The sequence below is a fragment of the Staphylococcus edaphicus genome, from assembly GCF_002614725.1.
Taxonomy (GTDB): Bacteria; Bacillota; Bacilli; order Staphylococcales; family Staphylococcaceae; genus Staphylococcus; species Staphylococcus edaphicus.
The window spans coordinates 1-23,494 of sequence record NZ_MRZN01000024.1 but is presented as its reverse complement, the minus strand read 5'-3'; the positions used below and the strand labels follow the sequence as shown (position 1 = coordinate 23,494).

Genomic DNA, 23,494 nt, shown 5'->3' with positions numbered 1-23,494 from the left:
ATAAGTTTTATACTTACGTTTTAACCTTTCACTTTTTTGATAATAAGTTATAGATTTTGAGTTGCTCGGTTGCATAAGACTCTAAAACCCTTGTTATAACTGTGGTTATAGGTGCAACCCGATTGAATAATTTCGGTTGCATTGAGTTGCATTGGGTTGCACCTAAATTGCTTTTAAGTTCTCATTTTCATACGATTTATAGTTTTTTCCACTTTCAATAGGCTCAATGTAATTTCTATTGTCATTAAAGTTGTATATCCTCTTAGCAAGTTCTTCAGTGTCATATCTTCGTTGTGCGTCAGTTTTCCAACAATCTTCTAAATAACTTTCAAATTGCTTATAAAATTTACTTGAACTGTATGGATTATGTCCATTTTCATCACAGTATTCTTTATAAAATGCATATACAATATATTTAGGCACTTTTCTAACAGTCCATTGATCAAACATGTTCACTTTAAACCCATACACTGGGTCGTTATCTTCTTTAAATACTTCAAGCATTGTTTCAGATACATCTGGAATATCAAACGTTTCAAAATCTAAATTAATAGCTTTATAAAGCACGTATTCCAGAACTCGTTGATTTTTTACATAATCTTCCTTGATTTTAAAATTTTCTTTTGTGCCATTAAAATTTGCATTAAACGGTACTATCAACAATCTTCTTAATGTTCCAGCTGTCTTATCTTTAAAACTAGGCATGCCATTCGTTGATTGAATAACTGTACATTTAAATGTTGCTCTATATAATGGTTTGTTTTTAAACTCAACCAATACTGGATCACCTGTGACCACACTTTTAAAATTAGATGAATCATCTACATACACACCTACGGGTACATCATCACCAATAACTGCTGTTTTGCCTTCTAATGTACTTAATCTAAAGCGTTCATCAAATTCATTTACTTTTAAACTAGCAATGTTGCCATAGCCTATTATATTAGACAACAATTCTTGAAATGTGCCTTTACCATTATTTCCATCACCAACAAGAAATATTGCTTTTTTACGTGTGTAATTTCCATTTAGTGCATCATTGATAACTTGCCACAATAACTTAACAACTTGTTTATCGTTACAAGCTATATCATTAATCCATTGTTCTACATTCCAACCATTTAGTGCTGGTACATTATCTTGTTTCACGTATGGTGTATCTATTTTTGTAGTAAATACATAATCTGGTGTAAATGATTCTAGTTTCTTCGTTTTTCGGTTAAATACACCATTTTTAACTGGTATCAAATATGGCGAATTAGTTTTTTCTTTTATATCTACCATATTTATTAAATGATAAATAACTTCATCAGCTTTGTTGCTATTGTGTTTAGGCTCTAAATATGAAATAACACGCTTAATGATTGTTGTATTTTGTGTATATATTCCTTCTTGAACTTGATACATTGCTAGTTTGGTGTTTTCTTCAGAATCAAAAAGTATAAATGTTAAATGCTTATTTAAAATATAAGCACATCTATTGGTACTTATTGTTGTTGGCTTACGCCCTTTTCTATCATTCTCAATCCAAAGTTGCTCCATATACTCACGTTCTTCTTTGCCTAGCTTATTCAATAAATCTTTAACTCTTTGTGTATCATTCAAGATAACATCAAACTCATCAAAGTTTTCTTTGTAAATATTGTGTATGTCGGCTTGATTCTTAATAGCTGAATCAACTTCTAACTGCCCCCAAGTCGTTCCACTTTGAGGTCTATCCCATTTATCAGTTAATTGATTATAATTTGTAAAAATACGTTCCATTTGCTCTCTATTTTTACCAGTGTAAAAAGCAAGATAAAACAATAAACTAGCCACTGCCTCACTAGAACTATCATTTGGAAAATGAAGTTCCCAATCCCCTTTAAGCAAATCACTTATTTTTTTGCCTTTTTTAGATTTCAACATCATATTGATTACTTCTTCATCAGATAATTCAACATCATTTTTTGGTTCATTTCTAAATACACCGTTTGTAAGTTTTTCTTTTTTAAAATAACGTTCCATTAAGTTATTAATAATCTCTTGATCTTCGACTATTTCACTTTGTCCAATAGTGTGACCAGTCATAGTTATAAAACGTGCATTGTCATAAATTTCAATATCCAAATCTCTATTTCTATTTTTACATCCTTCTGGCAGTTCACCTTTAAAGAAGCAATGTAATCCTGTTCCACTAGGTGATAACTCACAATATGTTAATTCAGTCATTTCTAATGCTAGATCTGTTTCTAATTGTCCTGTATCTGGATTGACTGCATTATCTATATCTAAACAAACGTAATCATCATCTTTACTAAGGACAAATCCTATACCATTAAATTTATCACTTACTACATATTCAGCATTTACTTTATCGAAGCTATCCCATGTTTTACTATTATCCGTTTTTGCGCCATAACCATTTGTGCTAAAAGGAACTTTGCTATAAGCTTGTTGTTTGGTTAGCCACTTTGTGCACCACATCACCCAACTAGACAGTTGCTTTAACTCTTCTGGTATTTCCTCTTCGTTTACATCTAATACTTTTTCTAATGATTTTATAGCCACATAAAGCCCCCTTTTCTTAAAAATTTGTAGATACTTCTATTTGAATTTGCTATAATTAAAAATATAAAAAGTTTCTTAAATATTTGTCTATGCGTTATCTGATCTCTCGCCAAAGTTCTCAAATGACGCTTTTTCTTGCTCTTTTTTAACAATCATTACTAATTCATCATTCATAAGTTCGCTATCTTCTCTAATGCTTTTTAAAATTGATAACGTAATATATTGCGACTTCCAGGCGTTGTTTATTTCTTGTTGTAATCTAAATTCATTATTCTTAATTGCCCATTCTCTTGTTTCTTCTAAATATTCAATTTCTCTACCTAAATAATCAATACACGATTGAATCTTGCTCCCTAGATCAGCACTTTCAACTAACTTTAGAACTCTATTGTTTTCTCTCATTTAAATAACCTCCATAATTTCATTTAGTTTTAATCCTAATGCAGTTGCGAATACAAATATTGCTGATGCGATAAAGACATCTGTTATTAAAGCAATTAGTAATGTGCTTAATATTAGAATAAGCATGTAAATCACATAATTTTTCATAATCTTTCTTCCTCTCACGCTGCGGGCGTTTATTGTTTTAACGTTTCTAATACTTCATCAATATCCTTACGATCGTAGTACCATGATTTTCCTTGTCTACGTTTTCGAAGTCCTGCAATTTCCCAATTAGTGATATCTGCATGTGTACATCGGTACTCTTTCATAACTTCATTCTGTCTAAGCCAACGTTTCTGTGATTGTTTAGCCCTTTCGATTGCTAACTTCTCAGCAAGACTTACAATGTCACTCACAAGTTGTTGACTGGCCTCATTACTTAATAATTGGTTCATTTACTTCACTTCCTTTAGTACGAATAAACTCGTTTTCTTTACCAAAAAAAATATATTTTAATGGTATACCATAGATTTTTTCTATTAATAACATTTTAGACTGTGGTAAATCTGAACTATCTTTTTCCCAAGATGCTAAAGTTTGATAATGTATACCTAATAAACTAGATGCTTTTTGCTGATTCATACCACTATTTATTCTTGCAGCTCTAAGTAATATTTTTACATCGTCATTCATTTATCTAACCTCCTTGTCAAATATCTTAAACGAGTTTATTCGTTTTGTCAACGTTTAAATTCGTTATTTTGTACAATTTCTGTTGTTTTATATGAGTTTATTCGTTAATATGAAGTAAAGGAGTGATAAAAAATGCCAAGACCCTCTTTGAGTTATCATGAAAAATTATTGAGGAAAGCTATATCAAAGAACTTAAAGAAACTATCCGAAGGAAGAACACAAGCTGAAATATCTGAAAGTACTAACATACCTACTTCGACTTTATCAGGTTATTTTGCTGAACGTTCAACAATTAATCCTGAAAACACAGAAAAATTAGCCAATTTTTTTAATGTAAGTCTAGATAAAATTGACCCTCGATATTCTAGAAACATATTATTTTTAGAGGATAACGATGACGAAGATCATTCTCTAGAAATAGAAATATTAGATATGATTGAACAATTAAATAAAGAAAACAAATACAAAGCTTTCATAAACACTCAAAAATTACTTATAAATCAAAAAGAAAATAATTAATCACCACACCATGAGGTAGCCATTCCTCAATGGTGTGTCAATCCAATCTCACGCATGCGGGCAAAGAGGAAAGGATTGATTTTATGATTAAGAAATATAAGAAAAAAGACGGTACTAACGCCTATATGTTTGTTGCATATTTAGTCACTGATCCAGTTACTGGAAAACAAAAACGTACGACTAGACGTGGTTTTAAATCAGAAAGAGAAGCAAAAATTGCAGAAGCTAAGTTGCAAACAGAAATACAACAAAATGGATTTCTAAATAATGAGATTACAACTTTTAAAGAGGTTTACGAGTTGTGGTTAGAACAATATCAAAACACTGTAAGAGAAAGTACTTATCAGCGTGTACTCACACTATTTGATACTGCAATATTGGAACATTTCAAAGATGTACCAGTTAAGAAGATTACTATTCCATATTGTCAAAAGGTTATTAATAAATGGAATAAGAAGTATAAGGATATGAAGGCAATTAGAATATATGCGTCTAACGTGCTTGATTATGCTGTGAATTTAAAAATTATTGCAGACAATCCGTTCAAACATACGAAACAGCCACGTAAAAATGAAGTTAAGCAAGATGATTCATACACATATTACTCTAGTGATGAATTACAGACGTTTCTAGGCTTTGTAGAAGATAAACCGATGTATCGAACTTTGGCGTTTACAGGTTTTAGACGGGGCGAGTTGATGGCTTTAACTTGGGAAGATATCAACTTCGACAAGAAAACTATATCAATTAGTAAAACATGTGCTAGAGATAAAGACTATAAACTGATTATACAAGCACCGAAAACAAAATCATCATTAAGAACAATCAGTGTCGATGACAAAACGTTAGATGTATTAAAACATTGGAAAACGCAACAACGTATAGAATCATTAAAATTTGGTCACAATACCATGGATAAAAAGCAATATGTGTTTACTAATGTTACAATTAACAAAATTTTATATCCTGAACACGTTAATAAAGTGCTAAATGATATATGTAACGACAACAACTTTAAACGTATCAAGGTACACGGCTTTCGTCATGTTCATTGTTCACTTTTATTTGAAGCTGGGCTAACTATACAAGAGGTGCAAGATAGATTGGGGCATGGCGATATTAAAACCACAATGGATATTTACGCACATGTTACTGAAAAGCAACGTGATAAAGTTGCCGATAAATTCGCTAATTACATCAATTTTTAGACGGAACGTATTCAAAACGTATTCAAGACAAAATAAAAAGAGCTAGAAAGTGCATTATAGCAACGTTTCTAACTCTTTTATTATGGTTATATATTATTCCCACTCGATCGTACTTGGTGGTTTAGAGGTAATATCGTAGACGACGCGGTTAACGTGGTCAACTTCATTTACAATACGACTAGAAATCTTTTGTAAGACTTCCCAATCGATACGTGCAAAGTCACTTGTCATTCCATCAATGGATGTTACGGCACGGATACCAACCGTGTGATCATATGTACGGTAGTCTCCCATAACACCTACAGATTGGATGCCTGGTAATACAGTGAAGTATTGCCATATCTCGCGTTCAAGACCTTCCTCACGAATGACCTGTCTTAAAATTGCGTCTGATTCGCGTACAATTTCAAGTTTGTCTTCTGTGATTTCACCAAGCACACGGATACCTAATCCAGGACCTGGGAATGGTTGGCGCCATACTAAATGTTCTGGAATACCTAATTCGATACCTAATTCTCGCACTTCATCTTTAAAGAGCGTATTGATTGGCTCGATTAACTGGAATTCCATATCTTCTGGTAAGCCACCTACATTGTGATGTGATTTGATCGTTTGTGCAGTTTTCGTACCAGATTCGATAACATCTGTATAGAGTGTACCCTGTGCTAAGAAATCAACACCCTTCAACTTAGACGCTTCGTCGTCAAACACATAGATAAATTCATTACCAATAATTTTACGTTTTTGTTCTGGATCAGATACACCTTGGAGTTTACTCATGAAGCGTTCCTGTGCATCAACACGAATAATATTCATATTGAAACCTTCACCGAACTGCTCCATAACCATGTCGCCTTCGCCTTTACGTAATAGACCATGATCCACAAAGATACAAGTCAACTGGTCACCAATCGCTTTGTGTAATAGTACAGCTACGACAGAGGAATCAACACCGCCGCTCATCGCACACAATACTTTACGATCGCCTACTTGCTTGCGGATTTTGTCAATTTCAATTTCAATGAAGTTTTCCATAGACCATTCACCAGTACAGTCACATACGCGGCGCACAAAGTTACGAAGTAAATCATTACCAAACTCTGTATGTCGAACTTCTGGGTGGAATTGCACACCATAAATACGACGTGATTTATCTTCAATTGCTGCATAATTTGTGCTTGGACTATCAGCAATGACTTCGAAACCTTCTGGTATTTCGATTACTTTATCCGAGTGACTCATCCAAACATTTTGTTCTTCTGGTAAACCAAAGAATAATTCATCCGTTTTAGCATTGATAATCGCTTTGCCGTATTCTCGTTCATTGGCACGTTCGACTTTCCCGCCTAAAAGTTTTGTAGTCAATTGCATGCCATAACATATACCTAGAATAGGAACACCTAGGTTATAGATTTCTGGATCAATCGTAAATGAATCTTCTTCGTAAACTGAATTAGGTCCGCCAGAAAGGATGATACCTTTGGGATTCATACGTTTAATTTCTTCAATACTAATCTCGTGATCATGCAGTTCACTATAAACGCCCATTTCACGAATACGTCGTGTAATTAATTGATTGTATTGGCTACCAAAGTCTAAAACAAGTATGAGCTCTTGCTCTTTCGCCATTTCCATAAATTTATTATCTCCTTTTAACTTAGAATGAATAATTAGGTGATTCTTTTGTAATTTGAACGTCATGTGGATGGCTTTCTGCTAATCCAGCAGGTCCCATGCGTGTAAATTGAGCTTCTTCTCTTAATGCTTCTAAGTTTCTAGAACCTGTGTAACCCATACCTGATCTTACGCCGCCCATAAGTTGATAGATTGTGTCTTGTAAAGCACCTTTATATGCAATACGGCCTTCGATACCTTCTGGCACGAATTTTTTAGGTGTTTTGTCTTCTTGGAAGTAACGGTCATTAGAACCACTTTCCATAGCGCCTAATGAGCCCATACCTCTATATACTTTGTATTGTCTACCTTGGAACACTTCTGTCGCACCAGGGCTCTCTTCAGTACCAGCAAGTAAACTACCTAACATCACTGCATGTCCACCAGCAGCTAATGCTTTGATGATATCTCCAGAGAATTTGATACCACCATCTGCAATAATCGTTTTACCTTGTTTGCGCGCTTCTGTTGCACAGTCATACACGGCTGTGATTTGAGGAACACCAACACCGGCAACGACACGTGTTGTACAAATAGAGCCAGGACCAATACCAACTTTGACTACATCAGCACCCGCTTCATATAATGCTTTTGTACCTGCAGCTGTAGCAACGTTACCTGCGATTAATGTAACTTGTGGGAATGTTTCTTTAATGTGTTTAACTTGTTCTAGTACGCCTTTAGAGTGACCATGTGCTGTATCAATAACTAAAGCATCTACACCAGCTTCTACTAATTTCTGTGCACGAATATCCGTATCTTTCGCAATACCTAATGCAGCACCTACTAATAAACGACCGTGTGCATCTTTGGCAGAATTAGGGAATTCCAGTACTTTTTCAATATCTTTAATTGTGATAAGACCTTCTAGACGGCCATCTTTTACTAATGGGAGTTTTTCTATTTTATGTTGTTGTAATAAATCTTCTGCTTCTTCTAATGTTGTGCCTACAGGCGCTGTAACTAGGTGATCTTTTGTCATAACATCTGAAATTTTAATTGAAAAATCTTCAATAAAACGTAAATCACGGTTAGTAATAATACCGACAAACTGTCTGTCTTCTTTATTATTTACAATTGGCACACCTGAAATACGATATTTACCCATGAGTGCTTCTGCTTCAAAAACGCTTTCCTCTGGCGTTAAAAAGAAAGGATTAGAGATAACGCCATTTTCTGAACGTTTTACTTTTTGTACTTCGTCTGCTTGATCTTCGATATTCATATTTTTATGAATAACACCAAGGCCACCTTGTCTTGCCATTGAGATTGCCATTTTTGATTCAGTAACAGTATCCATACCTGCTGAAATTACAGGAATATTTAATTTAATACCTTCTGAAAGTTGAACACCTAGATCTACTTCTTTCGGTAATACATCTGATTCTGCTGGTAACAATAACACATCGTCAAAAGTTAAAGATTCTTTTTCAAATTTATTTTCCCACATACGTTTACAGCCTCCTATTATTTGTTTCATCACTTAATCATTTCGTAACTTCAGTATCTTGTTGCTGCTTTATACCATTAAAAAAGAAATTCAAAATAATTGCCGAAATTGCGCCAAGTACAATACCGTTTTGCGTTAACCATGCAAATTGCTCACCCAAGGCTTTGAATGCTTGCGGTACTGCACTTATACCCGTTCCTAGTCCAACCGATACAGCAATAATCAATAAATTATTCTGATTCTTAAAATTAATATTACCTAATATACTAACACCATATGCCATAACCATGCCAAACATTGCTATCATCGCACCACCTAATACTGGGAGCGGGATCATATTCGCCAGTGCACCTAATTTAGGAATACATCCACAAATAACCAACAATATAACCATGCCATAGATAACTTTATTCTTTTTCGCACCGGATAAGGAAACTAAACCAACATTTTGTGAATAGGCCGTATACGGAAATGCATTAAAGATTGAACCTAAAATGATGGCGATACCTTCCGCTGTATAACCTTTTCGAAAATCTTTTCGTTCTAATTTTTTTCCAGTAATTTCGCTTAAAGCATGGTACACACCAGTTGATTCTATTAAGCTAACTAACGCAACAATAAAGAATACAAGTGTCGCACCTAAATCAAAACTAAATGTTGAAAATCTAAACGGTTGTGGTAATGAGAACCAATGCGCTGTGCCAACTTGGTTTACATCCACTATACCAAAGATTGCTGCTAAAGCAGTTCCCACAATGAGTCCTATAAGTATAGCAATAGACTTTAAAAAACCAGTGGTAAATCGTTGTACAATTAAGATAATAATCAGCGTAATGACACCTAAGATGATATTTTTAGGGTCACCGTAATGTTTATCACCTTCACCACCAGCTAAATAGTTCATAGCTACTGGCATTAAATTAATACCAATAATGGTAACGACACTTCCAGTAACCACGGGCGGGAAGAATCTTACTAAATAGGAAAAGAAAGGTGCAATAAGGACTACTAATATTCCTGATAAGAATAAAGAGCCATATAAGTCTCCAATACCTTTCGTTTGCCCAATCAATATCATTGGTGCAACCGCTGTAAATGTACAACCAAGTACGATTGGAAGCCCGGTACCTGTGCCTTTCCACACCTGTAAAAAAGTAGCTACACCACACATAAAAATATCAACCGTGACTAAAAAAGCGATTTGTTCTGGTGTGAAATCTAAGCTTGTCCCCACAATAATAGGTACGAGTATCGCACCTGCGTACATCGCTAATAAATGTTGCAGACTTAAGATAGACGTCTTCATGCTTCGTCCCCTACAAATGTCACTTTATTACCACTTAAAGACGCTACTTTGCATAAAGATGAAACAGTCAAACCCGCTTCTTCTAAACGCGTTCTACCTGGTTGGAAGCTTTTCTCTACGACAATACCAATGCCTACCGTTGTCGCTTGAGCTTGTTTCACAATTTCATTCAGTCCCAGTGAAGCATCACCATTAGCTAAAAAATCATCAATGATTAATACGCGATCATCTTCCCCTAAAAACTCATCTGATACGATGACTGTACTCGTTGTATTTTTAGTGAAAGAATGGATATCAGCTTGATAAGCACCTTGTTTCAACGTGCTTGGCTTGGCCTTTTTCGCAAAGAGACAAGGTACATCAAAATGCATAGCCGCCATAATCGCAGGGGCAATACCAGAAGCTTCTATAGTTAAAATCTTTGTAATACCTTCATCCTTAAATTGTTCATAGAATGTTTGACCTACATCATGCATTAATCTTGCATCAATCTGATGATTTAAAAATCCATCAACCTTCAATATCTTTTCATCAATGACCACACCATCTGCTTCAACCTTCTGCTTCAACAAATCCACTCGAAAAAACCTCCTCATTTTGTATACAAAAAAAACCCTAAACTAACTTAGTTTCAGGATCTATGAGTGAACGTGCAATACTAAAAGCAGAATCATTTCAATTCACAACATAACTGAAATTAAAAATAATTTTTTTACAACCATTTCCCTTTAACTATGTAAAAAAAGTATTCTTAAAGACAAGATTTGCATGATGAGTGCGCTAAAAAGGATATAGACTTCATCACTTTTCATAACTGCTCATTTTGAATTGCTAGTGTATTGTATTGGTTACTCATAGTCATGTCGTTAATGGCAACATGGTAGAAACTTCTAAAGCCGTATCCTTTAGATTATATGAGTTAGCTAAATTATTAACTGATGATAGCAAATTTTGGCAATATTTTCAATAAGCTAATTGCTTGTAAGCGCTTTACAGACACTTTTATTTTATTTTTCTATGTTTTTAGAAAACGTTAACAAATCCACTAAATTGTTATTTGTCAGTCTAGTAAGTTCCCTATATAATATAATTGTATCCGTTTTATAGTATAGCGCATGGGGTAAATATGTAATAATTCATACAACAACGAATGGAGGAACATTAAATGTCAGAATTCACTATTGTTCAAAACAAAGAAGGTATCATTGATGCAATCAAATCTAAACTTTCAGACGGTTATAAAGAATCTGAAGTCTCAGTCATCAGCAAATCAAAGTTACACATTGATGCGTTACATGACTCTGAAGTAAACTTAACTGCTACAAGTGGTTCATTCAGCGATAAAATGGCTAAAGTATTAACTGGTGAAGATGGTGAAGAAATCGTCTTATCATACTACAAGTTATCTGATGAAGAAATGGCACGCTATAAGAAAGAAATATTGAATGGTAACTATCTTGTTGTTGCCACTAAAGATAAGTCGTCACATGAAGAAGTTGAAAATGCTAATGCTGCGTATGAAACTGAACCCGTGAAAGATGACAGCCATTATTCAGAAGAAACAAATGGACCAAAATCATAATCACCTACTTCCCTAATATTTATCTGACAGAGACCGTAATATAACTTAATTTAAAAAGATTCGTTATTTCACTTGAGCTCATGCTCATGCATAAGCCCCACTAACTCAACAAATTGAGCAGTGGGGCTTTAATTTTCAATTCAATCAACTAATAGCATTATCATACATTAGGGCTGAAACCATTCATTTCATTAACCCTTAATTCCTATACTTTCACAACAAAATAAATTTAATTGTACTTTAATTACTCAATTCAATATTATGTTATAATGAACGCAATAATTTGGGGGTGTACCTATGGAGTTTAAGACAATAACATCAATCGATGACCCATTATTTAAGTCAGCGTTGAAGTTATATGATACTAAATTTGATATCGGTCTGTCTGAAGACGAACAAATTTTTAAACAGTCTTTAAAGAATGAAAGAACAAAAGATGATTACATTTTTTTAGTAGGTATCGAATCCGATGAAGTAGTCAGTTTAGCAACAGCGCATTATGAAGCTACTACGAATTCATCATTTTTAATTTATTTAATTGCTAACGATCAACCTAATCATGATGACATCATCACAAAGACACTTGAACGTATTCAAAAAGAAATAAATATCTTGTCTAATCAAGTACACGCACATGATGTCAATTTCATTATGTTAGAAGTACCAAAAGAACCGGAAGAAGTTTCTGAAGATGAAGTACATATTATGGATAATAGGAGACAATTTTTATACGAACATGGTTTTGAAAAGCAACATGAAATTGACTATTTAGCACCTAGTATTCAGGATTATGCGACTGGCAAACCGATGGATTTATTTATAAAGTCAAATATTGAATTGACAAAAGATATCTACGGTCCTAGTGTGAAATCAAACTATATTCTTAAATATGTTTTTGCAAATAGAATTTCTCGTAGTATTATTTATCCCTTGCTTGAACAAATGGAATTGCGCAAATGATAATTATCACCACTTGAAATCACTGTTAAAACAGTTTAAACTGACGTAGAGGTAAGACTGACGTTTCACTAACCGAAGACAAACGTCGGTATACATAAAACAATTAATGAAAGGACTTATTTCTATGTTAACCAAAGAATTTGCACAACGCGTGGAGCTAAGTGAAAAACAAGTCCGTAAAATCGTTCAGCATTTAGAGGAACGCGGTTACCAGCTTAGTAAAACAGAATACCGTGGCCGTGAAGCTACAGATTTCCATGAAGAGGATATCGAACTCTTCCAAGATATCGCGGATAAAGTTAAACAAACAAATAGTTATGATTTAGCATTTGAAGAATTAGAAAAAGAAAAAGACTTTTTACAAGTGTTAGTCAAAGATGACAGTAACCATTTACCTACAGATCAAAATGTTTCTAAACTTGTTGAAGATTTGCGTTCAGAAATCCAAAAAATGCGTGATGAACGTCAAATGCTTGGTCAAATGATTAACCAAGTACATCAACAACAACAAGAATTACATGAAATGCAAAATCAAATCACTACCAAATTAGATGAAAATACAGCATCATTAAAAGCAATTCAAACGTCAACGGATGAAATTAAAACAACGCAAAATGTTATTCAAGATTCTCAAAAAGAACAATCTGAGTTAGCTAAATCGAACGTGGAATCTTCACATGTGGGAGTAGCGCGTACTACATCAAGCAACAGCGATGCCTTAACAGAGCATTCAACTGAATCTGCAAGTAGCAACAGTCACAAATCAGATGATAACGTCGCAACAACAACGGCTGATACAACATCTACAAGCACGACAGACAAAATGGCTGCACAAGTAGCAACTGGGGAATCTGAAATCACACAAATCAGTGAACAACCTACTGAAACGACAAAAGATAATACATCCAAGTCTGAGACAAAACCATCAGACACAGCAGAAAAATCGTCTACTGAACAAGTGAAATCAGATGATGAAACTGCAGAATCGTCTACTACATCTACAGATAATTCATCTATTTCTGATGAAATCACAGAACCAAGCTCACAACAGTCTGAAACAACTGAAGCAACATCACCACAATCAACACCAATAGCACACGAAACACCAAAAGAAGAACGCAAAGGTTTCTTCGCGCGCTTATTTAACCTATAGACTATTTTCAACTTCGGATTAAACAACACTGCCGTTAAGGTAATATCATCCTTAACGGCAGTTTGTTATATATTTAACTAGATTCACAACCCTCTCTTATGTTGCACCCTTTAATTATCAGAAAATAAAGTCATTTAAAATTCATAAATTTATTGAGTTACATACTTGAATATTATTGATTTTGCTAATATCCTTAGTATACGTATCGGATTTCAAAAATATTAAATAGGAAAGTGTAGGTCTTTTTTTATGTTATTAACTATTCTTAACATCATTATTTTTGCGGCCTTTCTCGTTGGATTATATGTTATGGCTAAAAGACATGTTTCATTTCCTAAACGTGTATTCTCTGCTTTAGGGGTAGGTATCGTTTTTGGTGTTGTTATTCATTTAATCTACGGTGTCGACGCAAAAGTGACTAAACAATCAATGGATTGGTTTAGTATTGTGGGCGATGGCTATATCGCATTATTACAAATGATTGTAATGCCACTCATTTTTATTTCAATCGTTTCAGCATTTACTAAAATTAAAATCGGTGATAAATTCGCTAAAATTGGTATTTACATCTTTATTTTCTTAATAGGTACCGTTGCTATAGCGGCTATTATTGGGATTATTTCAGCGTTAGTATTCGGACTAGATGCTTCATCGATTGATTTAGGTAATGCTGAAAGCTCAAGAGGTAGCGAAATCGCAAGCCAAGCTAAAGATATGGCAGCTAATACATTGCCACAGCAAATCTTAGAATTATTACCAAGTAATCCTTTCTTAGATTTCACTGGTCAACGTACGACATCAACTATCGCAGTTGTTATTTTCGCTGCATTTATTGGGTTCGCATTCTTACGTGTTATGCGCAAACAACCTGAAAGTGGTCACTTGCTTAAACGTGGTATAGATGCAGTGTATAACTTAGTTATGGCAATCGTAACATTCGTGTTACGTTTAACGCCTTATGGTATTTTAGCTATAATGACATCTACAATCGCAACCAGTGATTTTGGAGCTATTTGGACTTTAGGTAAATTTGTTATCGCATCTTATGCAGCACTTATCGTGATGTATATCATTCACTTAATCATTGTTACTGTTATCGGATTAAATCCTATTACATTTATTAAAAAAACAGGCGAAGTACTTATGTTTGCCTTTACTTCTCGTTCAAGTGCAGGTGCATTACCACTTAATGTTCAAACTCAAAAAAATCGTCTAGGTGTGCCTGATGGTATTGCTAACTTCTCTGCTTCATTCGGTTTATCCATCGGCCAAAATGGTTGTGCTGGTATTTATCCAGCAATGTTAGCAGTGATGGTAGCGCCAGCTGCTGGCGTTGAAGTAAACTTACAATTCATACTCTCTGTCATCGGCGTTGTTATCATCAGTTCCTTTGGTGTAGCTGGTGTGGGTGGTGGCGCAACATTTGCTTCCATTATTGTATTATCTACACTAAACTTACCAATTGCCCTTGCAGGTGTCTTAATTTCTGTTGAACCATTAATTGACATGGGCCGTACAGCATTAAATGTTAATGACTCTATGCTTGCAGGTACAGGAACAGCAAAATTAACAAACAATCTAGATAAAGACACATACAATGACAAATCATATGCCGAACTTACAAATTAATGCGCTAAATTTATGATTCATTTGAAATAGAAGATTCAATCATGAATCAAAGAAAAAGGTTGAAACACATACTGCTTGTTCATGCATCTCACAAGAGATAAATGAACGATGTGTTTCAACCTTTTTATATTTTTATCCATGTCGGTCTTAATATCACTTCTTACGTTTAATATCTATCATCAACTTTATATAATTAAATAAGAACACAATGATTAAGCTTAATGATAATGACTTAAATAGCAAATTAATCCACGTGCCGTCTGTTGTAAAATAATACGTCACAATGCTGCTTACAGTAAATGCCAAAAATATGAGCCCCAGCTTACATAACATGTCTCCCACCTCTTACCATACAGTTTAGTGGGAAACATTTATTTTTTCAATTTAATTTTTTAGCTATCATCATTAGCATTTATATAAGGTAACGCTATTAAGAACCTACTGTAGACTCGCCAAAGATTTTTCTTTTAATTGCTTCACCCGTTGGTGTGCCAGCTAATCCACCTATACCTGTTTCCCTCAAAGAAGCTGGTAAGTTACGTCCCACCTTATCCATGGCTTCAATCACTTCATCAACAGGAATTCTACTTTCTACTCCTGCTAAAGCAAGATCAGCTGAAATCAACCCATTACCCGAACCAATCGCATTTCTCATAACGCATGGAATTTCAACTAAACCTGCAACGGGATCACACACCAATCCTAATAAATTGCTAATAGCTAATGCCATCGCGTGACCACACGCTTGTGGTGACCCTCCAAATATTTCAACTGCTGCAGCTGCTGCAATCGCTGAAGCTGAACCTACTTCTGCTTGGCAACCTCCAATGGCACCTGCAACACTTGCATTATTAGCAATAACTCTACCACATAGCGCTGCAGCAAATAAGAAATCAATCATTTGATCAATCGTTAAATGATGGGTTTGCTCTAACTTAAATAATATACCCGGTATTGTGCCCGAAGAACCTGCTGTTGGTGTCGCACAGATGATGCCCATCGCTGCATTAACCTCATTCGTAGATATTGCTCCTTTTAATGCTTCAACCATTTCATGTCCCGAAAGTGGGTGCGATGTTTCATTATAATGCGCAAGCTTAACAGCATCTTGCCCAGTGTATCCAGTGACGCTTTTCACACCTTCCCCAGTTAAGCCTTTCTCCAGTGCATCTCTCATAACATCGATATTTTGTTTCATTAATGCCCTTACTTCATCTCTCGATACCCCCTTTAAAGACATTTCGTCTTGAATCATCATTTCAGCAAAAGTCGTGTCATGTTTTACCGCATAATCTATAATCTCTTGCATTGAACTAAACATAGTAAACCTCCTCTAATTGATATAAGCAAAGTTCAAATCATCATATTTATCACGTAACGCTTCTAAAAGTGCTGTTGGTAATTGTTTGTTTAAGTGTAATGCTAATAAACATTTTTCCTTATTAATCGTTTTAATCTCTTCATTGATATCAGCGCCTTTTTCAATTAAATCATTAATAAGATGGTTAATTTTAGGAATATTAGCTGCGCCGTCTATTACTAAAATTGGTAAACCATGATGCATGAGTATACATAATCCATCTATGTGGATACTCTTAATTTTTATACTTCCGCCACCGATTGAAATTCCATTGATTTCAACATGTCTACCGTCACCATCTAGCTTAACAACTGCACAATTTGGGTGTTCACCCAAACTTGAGCCTGATTCTTCGACAATTTCAACACCTATATTATTTTCTTTAGCAATTTCAATAGAATTTTTAATACGTTCGTCAAATGTGTTGTAACCCATCGCACCCCCTACAATTGCCAAATCTGTACCATGTCCTCTATGAGTAGAAGCAAAAGATTCATAGTAATGAATGGTGATGTCTTGAGGATTATTTTGTAATAATGTTCGTGCAGCATTGCCTATCTTCACTGCTCCAGCCGTATGAGAACTGGACGGCCCCATCATAATAGGACCGATTACATCAAACGCACTTTGATAATCTTGTTTTCTTGCCATTAAAATCGCTCCTTAATTCGCATGTTTTTTCATTCTTGGCATATTGAAATTCAAACTAGTCATATTAAATTTATTTAGTGTTTTACCAATCATAAGACTTAGAATAATACTTGTGATTGAAACTGTTATGATTGTTATGATAGAACGTATCGGATCATTGAAACCAAACAATACGATAGCGCCTGCAATCGGTGTTGCCATACCTGTCACATTAATAACAAGACCACTAAATGTCACGATACAGGCATTGACTACACCAATAATCGCATTCGTTCCATAAAGTTGTAGCGGATATTTTGCAATAATATCAATTTGTGTTAAAGGTTCAATTGCTACAGCGAATGCTTTAGAAGCATTACCAATTTTCAATTGTCTGAACATGATAAAGTTTACAAATGAACTTCCCGTACAAGTCAAAGCACCTATAGCCATTGGCAAGCCCGTCAAACCAAGCAAACTTGTCAATACCATTGAACTTAATGGTGTCATACCAGTAACTGGAATAATAAGACCCAATATTGTCGCTAATACATATGGATTATTATCTCCGACTGCAGTTACAGCACTACCAATTTGTTGTAATAGCGCAATAACCCCAGGACTCATAATGCTTGCCAATAAGAACGCAAGGGCAGGGGCAAACAAAATCACTGTAATTAAATCTAATCCTTCAGGTACTTTTTTCTCAATAAATTTAATTGCAAATGAAATCAGATAGGCTGCCAAAAATGCTGGAAGCAATTTAAAGTCATGCAACACTAAACCAACGATGACTGCAAACACCGGTGACACCCCCAGTTTTAAGCATGTTAAAAATCCGACAGCAACACCACTTAGGCTCCCAGCTAGGTCTCCAATCTCTTGCAAAAACTTGATATCAAACACACCACCTATGGCATAGCTTAAAAATGCTTGTGGTAAAAACGTTGCACAAGCAGCTCCCGATAAAGCCTGAAGACCTTTTTTACCATAAGGAGCAAAGTTTAAAAATAATGTCATTGCTAGTAACACAATTAATAAAGTTCCCACACCTAAAATAATATCCATTTTTATAAACCTCTTCCTTTTCCATTTAATCGATTTTCAATTAATTATTTTTTTAAATCTTTATCGACTACATAATATGATTAAATGAAAACACTTACAATATCTAAAAGAAGGTTTTTCTGAACTTTTTGTGAATGTTTTCACATAATTTAATCCAATTATTACTTCATAAAAGTTTTGCGAATATGTCCTGTTGTCGTATGACGTAAAAAAGGTTCAAATATCCAAGTGTGTCACTTAGTTATTTGAACCTTTTCTTACTCTTAAGGTATTAAATTTTCATTCATTTTATCGCTATAACTTACTACTTTAATATTCTGGTTTGAATGGCCCCCACGTGATTCGATGTTTGCCATCTAGTGACAGACTATCGATTGATTTCGACACATCATCAAACCATTTTAGAAATGCAGGGTCTTTTTCCAACTGTGATTCAATACTATCTTCAGTAATGTCGTGTAGGTACCACGCTTTACTTTCAAATTCATATTGAATTTGCGCGTATGCAAGTCTTGTCATGTCAACATTGCTATATATACAATTTACTTGTTTTACGATATTAGGTGCTTGAGCAACAATATTGTCCGAAATAACTTTTTTGTGCGCTTCATTGTCTAAATCATTCCACATTCTTAACTGTCCATTCATTTGGAAAAATATATCAATCGTAGGATCTTTTTCATTAAAGGAAATCAAGATGAAGGTGCGCTCAGCCGTATAATCCACTGAATTCATAACGCCAACGACGAGCTTTTGAGCCATTTTTTTCCAAAATTGCTGCGCTTCATCAAGGGTGAGTTTACTATTCGATGAATAAATATAATGCTTATTCTTAGGTTCTGAAGCATCCAATGATTTTTTGAAAAATTTATCAAATATGTTCATCTTGATCCCCCTTCCTACCACAGATTATTAAAAAACCTAGAAACAATAAAAGGTAAATCTTATATTGCTATTAAATTATTTTCTAATAAAGCCTGATTTATTCAATTGTTCTAACATATCTAGTCGCTGCTTGGCACTCATAAAATTAGCAACTTGATCCGACCATGTTTCTGTACGTTCGCCATTTGTACGTGAACGGTAATAATTACTCACTGTTTGGTCATACGCCTTTAATGTTTCAGATTGATGTTCTTTATCGCTGTCATACCTATTGGCATGAAACACATGTTCAAAAGGTAATCGTGGTTTAGGACTGCCATTTTCGTCATCACCTGGAATACCTAATGCCATACCAAAAAGCGGGAAAGTATGCTCTGGTAGACCAAGAACTTCTCTTACCCTTTCCACATCATTTCTCAATGAGCCTAAATATACAATGCCATAACCCATATCTTCAGCTGTCGTAGCAATATTTTGCGCTACTAAAGTGGCATCGATTGTACCTACTAATAGCCCTTCAGCAGATTCAAATGACGTTCGCATATCTTGTTTACTGTCTTCATTGATAATTGCGTGTCTATAATAGTCCATAACAAAGACAAATAAGTAACCATTTTCAACAACATAAGGTTGCCCAGACACTTCTTTTAAATCTTCTTTAATTTCAGGATCATCTATTCCGATAATGGAGTATGCTTGTAAATAACTTGATGTAGACGCACTTTGACCAGCTTCTACAAGTTGCTTTATATGTGCTTCTGATATAGGTTCTTTCTTAAATTTTCTGACTGAATGGTGCTTTTTCAATAAGTTGTATACGTACTCAGACATGTGAATCGCTCCTCTATATGTAAAGTTAATCATAGCTTAACAAAACAATGGTTTCTATGCTTATTATATGTTTACCCATTTTTACTACTATTAAAAGTGCTAAAGGTAATATCTTTAAGGTTAGGACACCGAATAAGAATATTTCACGCGTGCTCAGTATTATAAGTGATTTACGCTACTTAAAAGTAATCAATAAATCTAACTACTGCACCATGATAAAAATTCATTAAATGGGTATTATATAAGTAATTGAACTATATAAATCAAATATTACAATGGCATGTTTTAATTCTTTTCGTATGTAACCCGTCAATAATGCGTTCAATTCAATGATGCGCACACAGGTTGCACCCTAATATATGATTTGGTTCGTGACACTTTATCTACTATAGATTAAATTATTAGCGAAGGAAGTGATAATTATGGAAATTGGTTCAAAAATAAAAGAAAAACGTGAACAAAAGCATTGGTCGCAAGATGAACTTGCTGAAATATTGAATATTTCAAGACAAAGTATTTCAAAATGGGAATTGAATAAGGTGTACCCAAGTATTGATATGCTTATCAAAATGAGTGATCTTTTCGATATTTCTCTAGATGAACTGATTAAGGGAGACAAACAGTTTAAAAAAACCATTATTGAAACCTATCAAGACCCTGTATCAAAGCACAATCAAGAAAAAGGAATGAATGGTTGGGAATTTCTGGCTGGTCACTGGTGGTTATTCTTTCCAGTTGCAGCCGTCATTTGGTGGATGGTCCAAACATTCATTTGATAACCACGTACGTATCAAGTTTAGTTATCATTTTAATCAAAACAGTCAAAATAAAGAGAGAAGTTGCAAAATTATTTGTAACTTCTCTCTAACTTTATAAAAAATAATATCTATTCCTAAGTCAGTCTCCTGTCCGTCTTAATTCATAGTTATTATCATACGAGCCAACACTTCAAACAATTAAATGTTCAAATAGCCATGAACGATTGCCCTATATACTTTGTAATTAAACATTGATTAGCAACTTACTAATAAACAACCTATAAATTCTCATTTTCACGTTTTAGTTGAGAATTTACAAGCTATTTATTATTCATACAGTGTTGTTTTGCACAACATCACCACTTTATTGTGTGTAAAAATGCAATTAAAATGTATTAATGAAACATCGTAGCATTGTGTTTTCATACTCACTTCCCTAACGATTCTTCTCTGTTGACGAATAATTAGGGAAATGCAATAATAGATTACGAAGATTAGAATTATTATAATTAAGAATTCGTAAAACTTACCCTAACTTAATTCTAATTGAAAATACGTTAATAAATAGGAGGATATTTTTTATGTCATTAATAAATAAAGAAATTTTACCATTCACAGCTAACGCATATGATCCACAAAAGGATGAATTTTTCGAAGTTTCAGATGAAAACTTAAAAGGTTCATGGAGTGTTGTTTGCTTCTACCCAGCAGACTTTTCATTCGTATGCCCTACTGAATTAGAAGATTTACAAGGTCAATATGATAAATTACAAGAGCTTGGTGTAAACGTTTATTCAGTATCAACAGATACACACTTCGTACACAAAGCTTGGCATGATCACTCAGACGCAATTAGTAAAATTCAATACACAATGATTGGTGACCCTTCTCAAACAATCACACGTAACTTTGATGTTTTAGATGAAGAATTAGGACTTGCGCAACGTGGTACATTCATTGTAGATCCAGATGGTATTGTACAAGCGGCAGAAGTAAATGCTGACGGTATCGGCCGTGACGCTAGTACATTAGTTCACAAAATCAAAGCAGCACAATATGTACGTCAACATCCAGGCGAAGTTTGCCCAGCTAAATGGGAAGAAGGCTCAGAAACATTACAACCTGGTCTTGACTTAGTAGGTAAAATCTAAGGAGGCATTGATTTAAATGCTAAATGATCAGCTTAAATCACAATTACAACAATTACTTCAATTAATGGAAGGCGATGTTGTACTAAAAGCCAGTCTCGGTTCAGATGACAAATCTAAAGAATTGAAGGCTCTTTTAGATGAGGTATCAGCGGCATCTGCTCACATTACAATAGAAGAAGCTGACTTAAAACGTACACCAAGCTTTTCAGTAGATAAACCTGATGCATCATCAGGTATTACGTTTGCTGGTTTACCAATGGGTCACGAATTCAATTCCCTTGTTCTTGCCTTATTACAAGTAAGTGGCCGTGCACCAAAAGAAGAACAAGCCGTTATCGATCAAATTAAAGCAATCGATCGTCCACTACATTTTGAAACGTATATCAGCTTAACGTGTCAAAAATGTCCTGACGTTGTACAAGCATTAAACTTAATGAGTTTATTAAATCCAAACATTTCCCATTCAATGATAGATGGCGCTATTTTCAGAGAAGAATCTGAAAATATCATGGCAGTACCTGCGATTTTTCTAGATGGTGAAGAATTCGGAAATGGACGCATGACGATTCAAGATATTTTATCTAGTCTTGGTAGCCAAGCAGACCCAGCCGAATTTGATAATAAGGACCCATATGAAGTCTTAATTATTGGCGGCGGACCAGCAAGCGGCAGCGCGGCAGTGTATACGGCGCGTAAAGGGCTACGTACTGGTATCGTAGCAGACCGTATTGGAGGTCAAGTTAATGATACTGCAACTATCGAGAACTTTGTCACTGTTAAAGAGACAGATGGCCCTAAGTTCTCATCCGCACTAGAAGATCATATTAATCAATATGATGTCGATGTCATGACAGGTGTTCGTGCCAGCGAAATTGAAAAGACGGATGACGGTATTATTATAACCTTAGATAACGGGGCAACATTAACAAGTAAAACCGTTATTATTTCAACAGGGGCTCGTTGGCGTAAACTAGAAGTGCCTGGTGAAGCAGCATTAATCAATAAAGGTGTGGCGTTCTGCCCACACTGTGACGGACCATTGTTTGAAAATAAAAATGTCGCCGTCGTAGGTGGCGGTAACTCTGGTGTTGAAGCAGCAATTGACTTAGCTGGCATCGTTGAACACGTCACGCTACTTGAACGTAATGCTAACCTAAAAGCAGATAACGTTTTACAAGAACGCTTAAATAGCTTACCTAATGTAACTGTTATTAAAAATGCTCAAACAACTGAGGTACTTGGAGATAACGCCGTGACTGGTCTTAAATATCAAGACAAAGCACAAGGTACAGAACACACTTTAGAATTAGAAGGCATTTTTGTACAAATAGGGTTGCTACCTAATACGGAATGGCTAAATAATTATGTAGAATTAAATGATGCTAAAGAAATTAAAATAGATCGTACAAATGCTACAAGCATTCCAGGTGTATTCGCAGCAGGCGATGTGACTGATGACCGCAACAAACAAATCATTATTTCAATGGGTGCCGGTGCGAATGCAGCATTAAATGCTTTTGATTATATTATCAGACATTAGTACGCCCTATCACAGCGTATGCTATCTTAAAATAAAGAGTCCGGGACATAAACATTTCTGATTAAAGAATAAACGTCAATTTCTATTGAAATTATATAGAAATTGACGTTTTCTTTATTTTTATATAATTTTGTAGCTCGTTGAGCTACTATTTTTCTTA

24 protein-coding genes and 1 riboswitch are annotated in these 23,494 nt (G+C 34.7%); of the genes, 9 read left to right on the top strand and 15 right to left on the bottom strand.

Annotation, left to right across the window (positions count from 1 at the left end; translation table 11 throughout):
* Positions 1-162: 162 nt before the first annotated feature.
* The 5 genes from BTJ66_RS11740 to BTJ66_RS11725 all read right to left on the bottom strand — a co-directional run bounded on the left by BTJ66_RS11740 (position 163) and on the right by BTJ66_RS11725 (position 3,630).
* Positions 163-2,553: a phage/plasmid primase, P4 family gene (locus tag BTJ66_RS11740; protein ID WP_099091133.1), complete on the bottom strand. Its 2,391-nt coding sequence runs from the start codon at positions 2,551-2,553 to the stop codon at positions 163-165.
* 87 nt (positions 2,554-2,640) lie between these two features.
* Positions 2,641-2,955, bottom strand: coding sequence for a hypothetical protein (locus tag BTJ66_RS11735; protein ID WP_099091132.1), 315 nt, complete (start codon positions 2,953-2,955; stop codon positions 2,641-2,643).
* A complete protein-coding gene (locus tag BTJ66_RS13675) occupies positions 2,956-3,102 on the bottom strand; it encodes a hypothetical protein (protein WP_167380394.1) in 147 nt (48 codons plus the stop codon).
* A 29-nt stretch (positions 3,103-3,131) separates the two neighbouring features.
* A complete protein-coding gene (locus BTJ66_RS11730) occupies positions 3,132-3,392 on the bottom strand; it encodes a hypothetical protein (protein WP_099091131.1) in 261 nt (86 codons plus the stop codon).
* Complete coding sequence (locus BTJ66_RS11725) at positions 3,373-3,630, bottom strand: helix-turn-helix transcriptional regulator (RefSeq protein ID WP_099091130.1); 258 nt, start codon at positions 3,628-3,630, stop codon at positions 3,373-3,375. The genes BTJ66_RS11730 and BTJ66_RS11725 overlap by 20 nt, the downstream gene beginning before the upstream one ends.
* Before the next feature lie 132 nt (positions 3,631-3,762).
* On the opposite strand from BTJ66_RS11725, the gene BTJ66_RS11720 reads away from it, so the two are divergent.
* Positions 3,763-4,149, top strand: coding sequence for a helix-turn-helix domain-containing protein (locus tag BTJ66_RS11720; protein WP_099091129.1), 387 nt, complete (start codon positions 3,763-3,765; stop codon positions 4,147-4,149).
* An 83-nt stretch (positions 4,150-4,232) separates the two neighbouring features.
* Entirely contained in the window at positions 4,233-5,357 is a 1,125-nt protein-coding gene (locus BTJ66_RS11715) for a site-specific integrase (protein WP_099091128.1), read from the top strand.
* A 93-nt stretch (positions 5,358-5,450) separates the two neighbouring features.
* Here the strand turns inward: BTJ66_RS11715 and guaA are convergent, their stop codons facing one another.
* The 4 genes from guaA to xpt are packed head-to-tail and all read right to left on the bottom strand — an operon-like array spanning position 5,451 to position 10,365.
* Positions 5,451-6,992 (bottom strand): glutamine-hydrolyzing GMP synthase, encoded by a 1,542-nt coding sequence (guaA, locus tag BTJ66_RS11710; RefSeq protein WP_099091152.1) that lies wholly within the window; start codon positions 6,990-6,992, stop codon positions 5,451-5,453.
* Between the two features lie 22 nt (positions 6,993-7,014).
* Positions 7,015-8,481 (bottom strand): IMP dehydrogenase, encoded by a 1,467-nt coding sequence (gene guaB, locus BTJ66_RS11705; protein ID WP_099091127.1) that lies wholly within the window; start codon positions 8,479-8,481, stop codon positions 7,015-7,017.
* 37 nt (positions 8,482-8,518) lie between these two features.
* Positions 8,519-9,787: a xanthine permease PbuX gene (pbuX, locus tag BTJ66_RS11700; protein ID WP_099091126.1), complete on the bottom strand. Its 1,269-nt coding sequence runs from the start codon at positions 9,785-9,787 to the stop codon at positions 8,519-8,521.
* On the bottom strand, positions 9,784-10,365 hold the full coding sequence (gene xpt, locus BTJ66_RS11695) for a xanthine phosphoribosyltransferase (RefSeq protein WP_099091125.1): 582 nt from the start codon (positions 10,363-10,365) through the stop codon (positions 9,784-9,786). The genes pbuX and xpt overlap by 4 nt, the downstream gene beginning before the upstream one ends.
* A gap of 257 nt (positions 10,366-10,622) precedes the next feature.
* A riboswitch (purine riboswitch) is annotated at positions 10,623-10,725 on the bottom strand.
* A 227-nt stretch (positions 10,726-10,952) separates the two neighbouring features.
* Here xpt and BTJ66_RS11690 point away from each other — a divergent pair.
* The 4 genes from BTJ66_RS11690 to BTJ66_RS11675 all read left to right on the top strand — a co-directional run bounded on the left by BTJ66_RS11690 (position 10,953) and on the right by BTJ66_RS11675 (position 15,111).
* Complete coding sequence (locus BTJ66_RS11690) at positions 10,953-11,369, top strand: general stress protein (protein WP_099091124.1); 417 nt, start codon at positions 10,953-10,955, stop codon at positions 11,367-11,369.
* A 297-nt stretch (positions 11,370-11,666) separates the two neighbouring features.
* Complete coding sequence (locus tag BTJ66_RS11685; protein WP_099091123.1) at positions 11,667-12,329, top strand: hypothetical protein; 663 nt, start codon at positions 11,667-11,669, stop codon at positions 12,327-12,329.
* A gap of 124 nt (positions 12,330-12,453) precedes the next feature.
* Complete coding sequence (locus tag BTJ66_RS11680; protein ID WP_099091122.1) at positions 12,454-13,482, top strand: hypothetical protein; 1,029 nt, start codon at positions 12,454-12,456, stop codon at positions 13,480-13,482.
* Positions 13,483-13,731: 249 nt separating this feature from the next.
* Positions 13,732-15,111, top strand: coding sequence for an L-cystine transporter (locus BTJ66_RS11675; protein WP_099091121.1), 1,380 nt, complete (start codon positions 13,732-13,734; stop codon positions 15,109-15,111).
* Between the two features lie 153 nt (positions 15,112-15,264).
* Here BTJ66_RS11675 and BTJ66_RS13880 read toward each other — a convergent pair whose 3' ends face one another.
* From BTJ66_RS13880 to nfsA, 6 genes are all read right to left on the bottom strand, one after another.
* On the bottom strand, positions 15,265-15,444 hold the full coding sequence (locus BTJ66_RS13880) for a hypothetical protein (RefSeq protein WP_099091120.1): 180 nt from the start codon (positions 15,442-15,444) through the stop codon (positions 15,265-15,267).
* A gap of 97 nt (positions 15,445-15,541) precedes the next feature.
* Positions 15,542-16,432 carry an L-serine ammonia-lyase, iron-sulfur-dependent, subunit alpha gene (sdaAA, locus tag BTJ66_RS11665; RefSeq protein WP_099091119.1) on the bottom strand — a complete coding sequence of 297 codons (891 nt, stop codon included), beginning with the start codon at positions 16,430-16,432 and terminating at the stop codon, positions 15,542-15,544.
* Positions 16,433-16,444: 12 nt separating this feature from the next.
* Positions 16,445-17,122, bottom strand: coding sequence for a serine dehydratase beta chain (locus BTJ66_RS11660; protein WP_099091118.1), 678 nt, complete (start codon positions 17,120-17,122; stop codon positions 16,445-16,447).
* Positions 17,123-17,134: 12 nt separating this feature from the next.
* Positions 17,135-18,169, bottom strand: a complete 1,035-nt coding sequence (locus BTJ66_RS11655; RefSeq protein WP_099091117.1) for a PTS sugar transporter subunit IIC — start codon at positions 18,167-18,169, stop codon at positions 17,135-17,137.
* 309 nt (positions 18,170-18,478) lie between these two features.
* The gene (locus tag BTJ66_RS11650; RefSeq protein ID WP_167380393.1) at positions 18,479-19,054 is read right to left on the bottom strand and encodes a hypothetical protein; all 576 of its coding nucleotides are present in this window, start codon (positions 19,052-19,054) and stop codon (positions 18,479-18,481) included.
* 75 nt (positions 19,055-19,129) lie between these two features.
* The gene (gene nfsA, locus BTJ66_RS11645; RefSeq protein ID WP_099091116.1) at positions 19,130-19,885 is read right to left on the bottom strand and encodes an oxygen-insensitive NADPH nitroreductase; all 756 of its coding nucleotides are present in this window, start codon (positions 19,883-19,885) and stop codon (positions 19,130-19,132) included.
* Positions 19,886-20,307: 422 nt separating this feature from the next.
* On the opposite strand from nfsA, the gene BTJ66_RS11640 reads away from it, so the two are divergent.
* The 3 genes from BTJ66_RS11640 (at position 20,308) to ahpF (ending at position 23,334) form a co-directional block, all read left to right on the top strand.
* Positions 20,308-20,661, top strand: a complete 354-nt coding sequence (locus BTJ66_RS11640) for a helix-turn-helix domain-containing protein (RefSeq protein ID WP_099091115.1) — start codon at positions 20,308-20,310, stop codon at positions 20,659-20,661.
* A 563-nt stretch (positions 20,662-21,224) separates the two neighbouring features.
* Positions 21,225-21,794 (top strand): alkyl hydroperoxide reductase subunit C, encoded by a 570-nt coding sequence (ahpC, locus tag BTJ66_RS11635; protein WP_099091114.1) that lies wholly within the window; start codon positions 21,225-21,227, stop codon positions 21,792-21,794.
* 16 nt (positions 21,795-21,810) lie between these two features.
* Positions 21,811-23,334: an alkyl hydroperoxide reductase subunit F gene (gene ahpF, locus BTJ66_RS11630; RefSeq protein WP_099091113.1), complete on the top strand. Its 1,524-nt coding sequence runs from the start codon at positions 21,811-21,813 to the stop codon at positions 23,332-23,334.
* Positions 23,335-23,494: the final 160 nt, after the last annotated feature.